The following is an 11405-nucleotide window of genomic DNA, read 5'->3' on the forward strand; positions in this document are numbered from 1 at the left end:
GGCTGGCCCGCCTGGGCGACCTGGCCAACTTCATCTCCCATTCGGTCATGGTGGCCTTTGCCACGGGCGCTGCCCTGCTCATTGCCGCAGGGCAGCTCAAGACCGTGCTGGGCCTGACCGGGCCCAAGCCCGCCGGGTTCTTCCCCCAGATCGGCATGGCTTTCCGGAATCTGGATCAGATCAACTACTGGAGCCTGGGTCTGGCCGTGCTGACCATAGTCCTGATCGTGGCCCTGCGCCGCATTTCCCGGCGCTTCCCGTCCACCCTGATCGCCCTGGCCCTGGTGGGGGCCGTGGGCGCGATCTTCCAGGTCAAAGAACGCGGCGTAACCCTGGTGGGGCCCATCCCCAACGTGATCCCGCCCTTTTCCCTGCCCCCGGCTTTCGACATCACGGCTCTGGGCGATCTGTTCATGCCCGCCCTGGCCATCGCCCTGCTAGGCACGGTGGAATCCCTGGCCATCGGCAAGCAGATGGCCGCCATCAAGGGCGACAGCTTCGACGGCAGCCAGGAACTCATCGGCCAGGGCCTGGGCAATATCGCAGCGGGCCTGACCTCGGGCATACCGGGTTGCGGCTCCTTCACCCGCAGCGCCCTGGTGGTCACTTCCGGCGGCAACACCCGCATGGGCACCGTGTATTCCGGCCTGCTGGCCCTGCCCATGCTCTTTGTGCTGGCCCCGCTGATGAGCTGGCTGCCCATGCCCGCCCTGGGCGGCGTGCTGCTGCTGATCTCCTTCCAGATGATAGACCGTGAATCCATCCGCCTCTGTCTGGTGGCCACGCGCATCGACCGCGCCGTGCTGCTGCTGACTTTCGCCGCCACCCTGATCCTGGACCTGGAGCGGGCCATTTTCGTGGGCGTGCTGCTCTCGCTGGTGCTCTTCATCTACAAAACCGCGCACCCGCGCGTGCTCCGGCTGCGGCCCGAAGACCCCCTGCTGCGCGACGCGACGCCGGACCTGCCGCCCGGCATCGCGGTCTACGTTATTGAAGGCACCCTCTTTTTCGGGGCCATCCATGAACTGGAACGCCAGCTCTACGAGGAGGACCGCGAACCCGCCCGTCTGGTCCTGCTGCATCTGACCCGCGTGTTCTGGCTGGATGCCTCGGGCGCCCACGCCCTGGCCCAGTTCGTGGAGCGCTGCTATGCCCGCTCCATGCCCGTAATTCTGGTGGTGGGCAGCCGCAACGTGCGCGATATTCTCCGGCGCACCGGCATTCTGGATTATCTGAGTTCCGGCTTTGTGGCCGAAACTATCAATGAAGGACTGCGCCTGGCCACCAATCTGCTCAACCGGGTTTCCTGCCGGGACAACCAATGCGTTTTCCCCGCGCCGGAAGGCCCGCCGCCCACGCCGCCTGTACCGCCCGTTCCGGGGGATCCGGTCGCGCGGGCCGCCCTGGCCAGAGAGGCGGCGACGACGGCGACGGCAGGCGGACAGAAGGGCACAGCCGTCCTTCCCGGCCCGGAAAAACCGAAAAACACATGAGCAAAACCGCCTTGCTGCCCCGTTGCCCGGCCAATCCCGGCCATCTGCCCTTCGGCCGGGACAAACCCTGGCTGGCCCCGCTGGCCGGGTACAGTGACTTGCCTTTCCGCCTGCTCTGCCGGGAATACGGGGCCGCCGTCTGCGTCACTGAAATGGTCAGCGCCAAGGGTCTGGTTTACCAGAGCCCCGGCACTAATGACCTGCTGGTCAGCCTGCCCGAGGACCAGCCCCTGGTAGTCCAGCTGTTCGGCGCGGAGGCGGACTTTCTGCGCCGGGCCGTGGGCCTGCTGCGCGAGGCGGGCTACGGCTGGTTTGATCTGAACATGGGCTGCTCCGTGCCCAAGGTCTTGCGCCAGGGCGCGGGCGCCGCCATGCTGGGCGACCTGCAAAACAGCCTGGCCGTGGCCGAAGCCATGCTGAAAGAAGCGGGACCGGGCCGGGTGGGCTTCAAGCTGCGCCTGGGCCTGGACGACGCGCGCCCGGTGCTGCCGGATCTGGCCCTGCGCCTGGAGGACCTGGGCGCTGGCTGGCTGACCCTGCATCCGCGCACGGCCCGCCAGGGCTTCGGCGGCACGGCGGACTGGGAGGCCCTGGCCCGTCTGAAGCCGCGCCTGTCCCTGCCGCTGCTGGCCAGCGGCGACCTGTTCAGCGCCGCCGATGGTCTGCGCTGCCTGGAACAGACCGGGGCCACGGGCGTGATGTACGCGCGCGGAGCCATGTACGGTCCGGCCGTTTTCGCCGCCCATCTGGCGCTCTGCCGGGGGGAACGCATTGCCGAGCCCACGCCCGCCGCCCTGCGGGCCATGATTTTGCGGCACATGGACCTGGCGCGCCGTCTCTGCCCGGGCAGGGCCGCGCTGTGGAAAATGCGCTCCGTGGTGCCGCGCTACGTGCGGGCCCTGCCCGGCACACGGGCCTTGCGCCGGGAGCTCTGCCGCTGTACTGATTGGCGGGAGCTCACGGACGCGCTGGAAAATTTTCTGACCGCAGCCTCCCGCTGACCTTCTTTTCCGTCAATTGCCCCTCAAGGAGATTGGGATATGAATGTCCTCCGCGCCAAGACCGCGGGTTTCTGCATGGGCGTGAGCCTGGCCCTGCAAAAGCTGGACACGGCCCTGGACGAAGCCGCCGGGATCGGCAAGAGCAACGGCCCGCGCGGGCGCATCTGCACCCTGGGGCCCATCATCCACAATCCGCAGGTGCTGGCCTTCTATGAAGCCAAAGGCGTGGCCTGCGTGCGCGATGCCGTCGAACTGCTGCCCGACGACAGGGTCATCATCCGCGCCCACGGCATCCCCCGGCAGGAGGAGGAGCGCGTGCGCGCCAGCGGCGCGCGGGTTGTGGACGCCACCTGCCCCAAGGTCAAAAAGGCCCAGCTTGCCATCGCGCGGGCCACGCGCGCCGGAGCCACCCTCCTGCTCTTCGGCGAGGCCGACCATCCGGAGGTGCGCGGGCTGGTGTCTTACGCGCACGGCCCGGCCCATGTCTTCGGCAGCCCGGAAGAGCTGGCCGAACTGCGCCTGGACCCCGCTCACACCCATGTGCTGGCCTCCCAGACCACCCAGGACCGCGAAACCTTCACCGCTCTGGAAGCGGCCCTGCGCGCGCGCTTTCCCGGCCTGGCAGTGCTCTCCACCATTTGCGACGCCACGCGTGAGCGCCAGGAGGAAGCCCGCAGCATTGCTTCCTCGGTGGATGTCATGGTAATCGTGGGGGGCAGACAGAGCGGCAATACCCGCCGCCTGGCCGATGTGGCGGCTCTGAGCGGCATCGACACCTTCCATGTGGAAAGCGCCGACGAACTTGACGCCAAAAGATTTGCGCAAAAAACGCGCGCAGGCCTAACGGCCGGCGCATCCACGCCGAAAAGCCTTATTGATGCCGCTGAAAACTGGCTGGCGGCACTGTAGGCACGGCGCGTCCACGGCGAAGCGCACGGCCTCCGCGCCTGGGAGAAACCGCATGCGGCGGCTTTTTCCCGGATGCGTCATTTATTGGGCGTCTTTACTGATTTCCGTAGAAATCAGTAAACATCGGCCCTGCAGCCGATGCGCCGCCATGGGCGGCGGAGGCAAGGCGCGACCGCGTTTGCGCCGCAGCCGATCCGCGGTAAAATGTTTACATTTTACCGCGCATATCAGTAAAGCGTCTTTTCGGAGGCAGCATGGCTCAGACCAATATTCTGCTGGAAGCCGGCACCAATGAGCTGGAAGTGGTGGAATTTTACCTGGATGAGGCCACGCCCCCCTCGGGCGGGGTCGAAGGCGCGGATGCCGATCCGCAACTAGTCGCCGGAAAAGAATTCTACCGGGGCTATTACGGCGTCAACGTGGCCAAGGTGCTGGAAATCATCCGTATGCCCAAGGTCACGGAACTGCCGGAAGTGCAGCACCCCAGCGTACTCGGGGCCTTCAATCTGCGCTCGCGGATCATCCCCCTCGTGGATCTCGCCATGTGGCTGGGCAAAACCCACACCCAGACCGACGAGCAGCCCAAGACCATTGTGACGGAATTCAACAACGTCACCACGGCCTTCATGGTTTCCGGGGTCAACCGCATCCATCGCATCAGCTGGGAAAAGGTGGAGCAGCCCAACAAATACGTGGCCGCCGTCTCCAACAATACGGTCATCGGCGTGGTCAAACTGGAAGAACGCATCGTCTTCCTGCTGGACCTGGAAAAAGTGGTGGCCAACCTTAATCCCAAGCTGGGCCTGCGCCTGGACGACCTGGGAGCGGACTGGGACAATACCGGCTACCGGGCTCTGGTGGCCGACGACTCGGCTCTGGTGCGCGAAATGCAGCGCGATCTGCTGGAAAAGGCGGGCTTCACCGTGGAGGTCGTGGAAAACGGCCGCGAGGCCTGGGAACGCCTGGAAGACTTCAAGCGCCGCGCCGAAGAGGGCAACCGTCCCATCACCGACTTTGTGCATGTGATGGTTTCCGACATTGAAATGCCGGTCATGGACGGCCTCAACCTGACCCACCGCATCAAGACCGACCCGATGCTCAAACAACTGCCGGTGGTGCTCTTCTCCTCCCTGATCACGGACAAACTGCGCCACAAGGGCGAAAGCGTGGGCGCGGACGACCAGATTTCCAAGCCGGAAGTGACCCAGCTCGCCAAGCGGGCTCTGGCCCTGATCAAGGACCGGGAACGGGCCCGCAACGGACAGGCCTGATTTTTCATATACTTACAAAGATGTCGCTATTAGGGGGGAATGTGCCTGCGCATTCCCCCTTTTCCGGGTCCGCGTCATTTGCAATGCCGTATTCTCCGGTGTATGTTCGCTCTGAAATATTCGGCGACGGAGGGGCGGAACATGGCTGTTGTACTGGGCACGGCCGGGCATATTGATCACGGCAAGACCTCCCTGGTGCGCGCCCTCACCGGCATCGACTGCGACCGCCTGGGCGAGGAGAAGCGCCGGGGCATCACCATCGAACTGGGCTTCGCGTGGGTGGACCTGCCCGGCGGCGAGCGCCTGGGCATTGTGGACGTGCCCGGCCACGAGCGTTTCGTCAAGAACATGGTGGCCGGCGCGGCGGGCGTGGACTTCGTCATGTTGGTCATCGCCGCGGACGAGGGCGTCATGCCCCAGACCCGCGAGCATCTGGAAATCTGCTCCCTGCTGGGCATCCGCAACGGCTTTGTGGCTCTGACCAAAACCGACATGGTCGAGCCGGACTGGATCGCTCTGGTCAAAGAAGACATCCAGCGCTTCCTGCAAGGCACCTTTCTGGAAAACGCGCCGGTTTTTCCGGTTTCCTCGGCCACGGGCGAAGGCCTGGACGCGCTCCGGACCCATATCCTGAATTGCGCGGCCGAGCTGCCCCCCCGCCGCCGCGGCGACATCTTTCGCCTGCCCGTGGACCGCGTGTTCAGCATGAAGGGCCACGGCACGGTGATCACCGGCACGGTGATTTCCGGCGCGGTCAATGCCGGGGATGAAGCCCGCTTCATGCCGCCGGACCTGCCCACCCGCGCGCGCGGCCTGCAGCGCCACGGCAAGTCCGTGGACTCGGTGGCGGCGGGCCAGCGTTGCGCCGTCAACGTGCAGGGCCTGGACGTCACGGAAATTGAACGCGGCTTTGTGCTGGCCCACCCCGGCGAACTCTTCCCTTCCCGGCGCTGGCTGCTCCGCCTGACCTGCCTTTCCTCTGCCCCCCGGCCCCTGCGCCAGCGGGTGGAAATCCATTTCCATCACGGCACGCGCGAATGCCCGGCCCGCGTGATATTCCGGGACCGGGACAAACTGGCCCCGGGTGAAACCGCGCTGGCTGAAGTGCGCTTTGCCGAGGATATGGTGGGCGTGTTCGGGGATCACTGCGTGCTGCGGGCCTATTCACCCCTGCGCACCGTGGCCGGGGGCATTCTGATCAGTCCCTTGCCGCCGGAACTGCGCCGCAAAGACCCGGAACTGGCCGACAAGCTGCGCCTGCTGGAGCAATTGCCCAATCTGCATGAGCGCGCCTGCGACGGCAAAACTGAGGAGCGTGCGTCTCTGGCCCGCGCCGTTCTGTTGCTGCGCGGCCGGGACGGCGCCGACGAGGCCCGGCTCAAGGTTCTGACCGGTCTGGCCGCCTCCGCCCTGGAATCCGGCCTGAATCTGCTTTCCTCCAAAGGCGAAGCCCTCTGTTGGGACAAGGAGAGCCGCCAGTGGATCAGTAGGACGGCTTTCGCGGACCTGCTGGCGGCCTGCCTGGCGCGTGCCGAAGAGCTGCACCGCAAGGATCCGCTCAAGCCCGCATTTTCGCGCAACGCCCTGTTGAGCGGCTGGAGCAAACGCCTGCCGCAGCGCCTGATCCAGAAAGTTCTGGACGCGGCTCTCAAACAGGGCCGTCTGGCCGTGGAAGGCGAAGGCCTGCGCCTGGCCGGGCACAAGGTGACTTTGGCGGCGGATCAGGCGGGTCTGCGGCAAAAGCTGCTGCAAGCCCATCAGCGCGCGGGCCTTGCCCCGCCCAACGCCAAGGATGTGCTGGAAGAACTGGGGGTCAGCGCCAAAGAGGCCGCGCCCGTACTGCGCCTGCTCTGCGAGGAAGGCGCGCTGGTCAAGATCAGGGACGGTCTCTATTACGACGGAGCCGCGCTGGCCGACATTCTGGAGCGGGTGCGCCGATGGTTCGCCGACCACGAGAATCTGGACGTGGGCGCTTTAAAGGATATCCTGGGCCTGTCCCGCAAATATCTCATTGCCCTGCTGGAATACATGGACAATGAACGGATTACCGTGCGGGTCGGCGATCAGCGCCGTTACAGAGGACGCTGACTTCCCGGCGGGTAACGGCATTGGAATATGGTATCGGGGGGGCTTTGCTTTTATGCCCTGCGCTCAAACCATTGCCCTTTGGGCACGGCGGATTTCGCCTGAGCGGCTATGGGCCGCGTTCCTTAAGCGCCGCGCGGCCACTTTCAAAAAAATCTCCCGTTTTCCAGTCGCCGGATTGTCGCCCGCACGCTTCAATCCGCCGGCGACAAAGACAGCATGCCCGAAGGGCGGAACATAATCAGTCTATAAACAATTAAGGAGCGTTATAATATGCCTGAAAAAATTCTCATCGTGGGCGGCGTGGCCCTGGGTCCCAAAGCCGCCTCCCGCTGCAAGCGCCTGATGCCCGACGCCGAAGTGACCCTGGTGGACGAAAATGTCTACATTTCCTACGGCGGCTGCGGCATCCCCTACTATGTGTCCGGCGAAGTGCAGAATCTGGACGATCTGCGCGCCACGCCCTACCACACGATACGCGACCCCGAATTTTTCCGCGCCATGAAGGGCGTGACCGTGCGGAACCAGACCCGCGCCCTGTCCATTGACCGCGCGGCCAAGACCCTGCTGGTCAAGGACGTGGTCAGCGGCAAAGAGGAAAAACTGCCCTACGACAAACTGGTGCTGGCCACGGGCGCGAGTCCGCGCGTGCCCCCGGTGGAAGGCAAGGACCTCAAGAACGTGCTTTCGCTCACCCGCCTGGAAGCCGCCGACGCCATCCGCACGGCCTGCCAGGAAGGCAAGGTCAACGAGGCCGTGATTGTGGGCGGCGGCTTCATCGGTCTGGAGGCGGCCGTGGCCCTGGCCGACATGTGGGGCGTCAAGGTCAGCGTGGTGGAAATGATGGACCAGATCCTGCCGGGCGTGCTCTCCCACTCCCTGGCGCGGATGGCCGAGCATGATTGCGTCAGCCACAAGGTGGACGTCTACACCTCCGAAAAGGTGCTCAAGCTGGAGGGCAAGGACGGCGCGGTAAGCAAGGTCGTCACCGACAAGCGCGAACTGCCCGCCCAGCTCGTGATCTTCGCCGCGGGCTTTATCCCCAACGGCCGTCTGGCCAAGGACGCGGGACTGGACGTGGCCCCCTTCGGCGCGGTGGTGGTGGACGAGCACATGCGCACCTCCGACCCGGCCATCTACGCCGGCGGCGACTGCGTGGCCATCAGAAACATCATCACCGACAAGCTGGGCTATCTGCCCCTGGGCAGCATGGCCAACCGCCAGGGCCGGGTCATCGGCACCAATCTGGCGGGCGGCGACGCCACCTTCCCCGGCTATGTGGGCACCTGGGCGGTCAAGCTCTTTGAAATGTCCTTCTGCGGCACGGGCCTTACCGTGGAGCGCGCCCGCAAGGAAGGCTATGACGCCGTCGGCGTCAGCGTGGAGCAGCTGGACCGCGCCCACTTCTACCCCGAAAAGAACATGATGAGCCTGGAGCTGGTGGTGGACAAGCCCACCAGGCGCGTGCTGGGCATTCAGGGGGCCTGCTCGGCGGGCGACGCCCTCAAGGCCCGCGTGGACGCCGTGGCCGGCGTGCTGCAGTACGCCAGACCCACGGTGGAGGACATCTCCAATCTGGAAGTTTCCTACGCGCCGCCCTTCGCCTCGGCCATGGACGTGGTCAACGTTGTGGGCAACGTGGCGGACAACGTGCTGGCCGGACGTTTCAAACCCGTGACCGGCGACCAGTTCATGGAACTGTGGAAGAACCGGGACCAGAACCACATCTTCTTTATCGACGCCCGCCCGGCCAAGGCCGGTCAGGCCGTGCAGGCCCAGCATCCGGAATGGCACTCCATTCCGCTGGAGGAAATCGCGGCCAGGATCAATGAAGTGCCCAGAGACCGGCCTGTGGCGCTGATCTGCAATACAGGCCTGCGCGCTTATGACAGCCTGCTGATCCTGGCCCGCAACGGCATCACGGATGTGGTCAATTCCACGGGCGGCATGCAGGCCGTGGGCAAGATGGGCCTGAAACCGTAACCCGCCGCGCACACGGCATTCTCGGGCTCCGCTCCCGCGTCTTCCGGGCGCCGGAGCGGAGCCCGCTTTTTCGCACCTTGTCCGCCAAGGGGAGGCAGGCATGTTCCGGGCGAAAAACGCGCGCCCCGGTTCACGGCGCAAAGACGATGGAACCTCCTCCGTGCGGCAGGCCGCTACGGCGGACACGCAGCCGGAAGCGCCTCCGGCCTCGGCAACGGCGGAAAACGTTTACGGCGTCCCGCGCCGCCTGCTGCGCACCCTGCTTGTGATCATCGCCGTACTGGGCCTGGTCATGCTTTTCCGGGACCTGCTGGAGGACAGCTTCACGGGCCTGATCCGTATGGCCCGCTCGGACAAGCCCATGACCCTGCTGGAGGCAGCGCCCCGCCTGGGCCTTCTGCTGGGGCGCAAGCCCGCTTCAGTGGAAGAGTTCGCGGCCGCCTGCCGCCATGCCCGCCCCGAAGACGCTCTGGCCGCGCTCACGGCTCTGCCCGCGCCGGTCCTGGAGCACGGCCTTTTGCTGCACGCCCTGGTGGAGCATACGGACAATCACGCCGTGCTGTCGCGCCTGCTCCGGCCCGGTTCGCCCCTGCGCGCCCAGGTCAACGCTCGTGACGCAACGGGCCGTACCCCTCTGCATCTGGCCGCACGCAAGGCCGACCCGCTCTCCCTACTGATCCTGCGCAATGCAGGAGCCGAGCCCCATGTCCATGACGCCGCCGGAGTCTCACCCCTGGCCGAACTCCTGGCCGCGCCGGACAAGGCCGTGGCCCGGCACGCGGAGCCCCTGATCCGGGAAGGGATGGATCTGGGCTATCCGCCGCCTCCCAAGCCCAAGGCCAGACAGACGGATGCGCATTCGCCGCCCATCGGCCACATTCCGGAAGCGGCCGTGATCCGCTGGCTGCTGGAGTTGATTGCCCGCCTGGATGACAGGAGCCCTGGCTTCTTCACCCTGTCGGAACAGATGCAAACGCGCGCGGACAAGGACTACGTGGCCATTCTGGCCGCCGCGCTGAAGACACTGAGAGGCAGCGGCGCTCCTGACACGCTGGTTCCCGTCCGGGATCTGCCCGTTCCCCCACCCACCGAGATGGAACGGCATTACATGAATTCCCTGTCTCCGGCCCCGCCTACGCTGGATTCCCTGGTGCAGACCGAGCACAAGGGCCCCGGCGAATGGCGCTGGCTTCAGCTTCAGGAAGGCACCGGCCCGCGTATGGCGGCCGTCAAATGCCTGTTGCCCGAAGTCCGTTCCGCCTCTCTCAACTGGCTGTCCGCCCTGGCCGCCGGGCAGCCCTCAAAAGAACCGCCGCTGGAACTTGAATGGAAAGCCTGGGATCTTCCCCCGGAAACCATCGTGGCTCTTACTGTGAGCATTTTCGGCAAAAACAAAAATCAGGCCGACGACCGCTTTGCACGGCTGCAACGCGACCAGAATGCGCGCATACGCCAGCGGAGCCTGAAAGCCTTGCTGCGTTTCCGGGACGAAATGGAACAGCGCCACCCTCCGCTGCTGACCTGCCAGTTGCTGGATGCCGCTTCCAGGGACAGCCTGCGCGCCTGGCAGGAAGAGCGGACGAAAACATGGGGCAAAGACAAGAAGGACGACGGCCTGGACGCGCTCTGCGCCGTGCGCCTGGAGTTGCCCGACGCGGCGTGGCGTGCCGTGGGCAGCCATCTGACGGCGGCGGCCTATCTGAAAAAAATCCATGCCACGCGCGCGGCCACCCGGCCGCCGGGCTGGTGCCGCCGCCAAACAAGTTATGAACCTTTACGGACCTGGAACGCACTGCCTCTGGAACGCCAGCCGCAAGCCGGCGACAGGGACAGGGCTACGGAAGACTTTCCGGCGGCCCGGAATGTTATCGAGACGGGTCTCAGCGACGGCGGCCGGCACCGTGCCCCTCAGCCCGAACGGGATCCCGGCGAGCCGCTGGTGGCCGTGGCCCGCATTCTGGGGCAGGTTTCGCCGGAAACCGGCCAGCGCCTGCTGCGCCTCATGCTGGACGCGGGCGCTAGGCCCGGACAACCGGACCGGCACGGCGTCCTGCCTTTGGACGCGGCCCGCGCGGCCAACGCGCCGCCGGAAGTTCTGCGCCTGCTCGCGCCCGCTCCGGCGGCAAATTCGCCCACAGTCCGGAAATAACGCGGCGCGGCCCCTGCAATGCATTCCGGTTCCGGACAACAAATCGAAGTGCTCTCCGGAACCGGGCTTACCCGGTACCGGCGGCTCCCCCACCCTCCGCGCTCACCGCGCTGTCCTCCGGCCCGCCCTTCACCGCATCCGGCCCGAACAGGGCGTACATGGCCTGTTCCACCAGCCGCTGGCCCAGTTCCCGTTGGGGATTGAGCCGGGCCATGATCTTGAGCCCCCAGATCTGGGCCTGCAGAAACCAGGCGGCCCCCTCAATGCTGAAGAAGCCTGACAGGCCGGGAGTTTCAGCCAGGGCCCAACTGAATTCCGTACGGATGTCGGCCATGTGTTTTTGGAGGCGCTCGGCAAACTCCGGTTCACCGGCATTGGCCTCCAGCACGCCGTTGACCAGAAAACAGCCCCGATGCAGGGGGTCGTCAAAACAGTCAAGGGCTTTTTCCAGCACCGCCCTGATCCGCTCCGGACCTGGAGGCATGCTGTTCAGCAGGCGATGCAGACCCGCCAG

Annotated in this window: 8 protein-coding genes; 7 read left to right on the forward strand and 1 reads right to left on the reverse strand. The window is 65.7% G+C overall.

What is annotated here, in order from left to right; translation table 11 throughout:
• The 7 genes from KH208_RS13875 to KH208_RS13905 form a co-directional block, all read left to right on the forward strand.
• A partial coding sequence (locus KH208_RS13875; RefSeq protein WP_291437269.1) for a SulP family inorganic anion transporter occupies nt 1-1493 on the forward strand: 1493 nt, incomplete at its 5' end.
• On the forward strand, nt 1490-2494 hold the full coding sequence (locus KH208_RS13880; protein WP_291437271.1) for a tRNA-dihydrouridine synthase family protein: 1005 nt from the start codon (nt 1490-1492) through the stop codon (nt 2492-2494). The genes KH208_RS13875 and KH208_RS13880, both read left to right, overlap by 4 nt.
• Before the next feature lie 39 nt (nt 2495-2533).
• A complete protein-coding gene (gene ispH / locus KH208_RS13885; RefSeq protein WP_291437272.1) occupies nt 2534-3403 on the forward strand; it encodes a 4-hydroxy-3-methylbut-2-enyl diphosphate reductase in 870 nt (289 codons plus the stop codon).
• 254 nt (nt 3404-3657) lie between these two features.
• Nucleotides 3658-4674, forward strand: coding sequence for a chemotaxis protein (locus KH208_RS13890; RefSeq protein WP_291437273.1), 1017 nt, complete (start codon nt 3658-3660; stop codon nt 4672-4674).
• Between the two features lie 141 nt (nt 4675-4815).
• Entirely contained in the window at nt 4816-6762 is a 1947-nt protein-coding gene (selB, locus tag KH208_RS13895; protein ID WP_291437274.1) for a selenocysteine-specific translation elongation factor, read from the forward strand.
• A gap of 270 nt (nt 6763-7032) precedes the next feature.
• Complete coding sequence (locus KH208_RS13900) at nt 7033-8742, forward strand: FAD-dependent oxidoreductase (protein WP_291437275.1); 1710 nt, start codon at nt 7033-7035, stop codon at nt 8740-8742.
• A gap of 100 nt (nt 8743-8842) precedes the next feature.
• Entirely contained in the window at nt 8843-10891 is a 2049-nt protein-coding gene (locus KH208_RS13905) for an ankyrin repeat domain-containing protein (RefSeq protein ID WP_291437276.1), read from the forward strand.
• A 67-nt stretch (nt 10892-10958) separates the two neighbouring features.
• Here the strand turns inward: KH208_RS13905 and KH208_RS13910 are convergent.
• Nucleotides 10959-11405: TetR/AcrR family transcriptional regulator (locus KH208_RS13910; protein ID WP_291437277.1), on the reverse strand; the 447-nt coding region annotated here is incomplete at its 5' end.

It is taken from the genome of Desulfovibrio sp., assembly GCF_018379785.1.
GTDB lineage: Bacteria > Desulfobacterota > Desulfovibrionia > Desulfovibrionales > Desulfovibrionaceae > Desulfovibrio.

Coding starts and splice junctions, on each gene's coding strand:
- KH208_RS13880 (WP_291437271.1), top strand. CDS start 1,490: ATGAGCAAAACCGCCTTGCTGCCCCGTTGCCCGGCCAATCCCGGCCAT.
- ispH (WP_291437272.1), top strand. CDS start 2,534: ATGAATGTCCTCCGCGCCAAGACCGCGGGTTTCTGCATGGGCGTGAGC.
- KH208_RS13890 (WP_291437273.1), top strand. CDS start 3,658: ATGGCTCAGACCAATATTCTGCTGGAAGCCGGCACCAATGAGCTGGAA.
- selB (WP_291437274.1), top strand. CDS start 4,816: ATGGCTGTTGTACTGGGCACGGCCGGGCATATTGATCACGGCAAGACC.
- KH208_RS13900 (WP_291437275.1), top strand. CDS start 7,033: ATGCCTGAAAAAATTCTCATCGTGGGCGGCGTGGCCCTGGGTCCCAAA.
- KH208_RS13905 (WP_291437276.1), top strand. CDS start 8,843: ATGTTCCGGGCGAAAAACGCGCGCCCCGGTTCACGGCGCAAAGACGAT.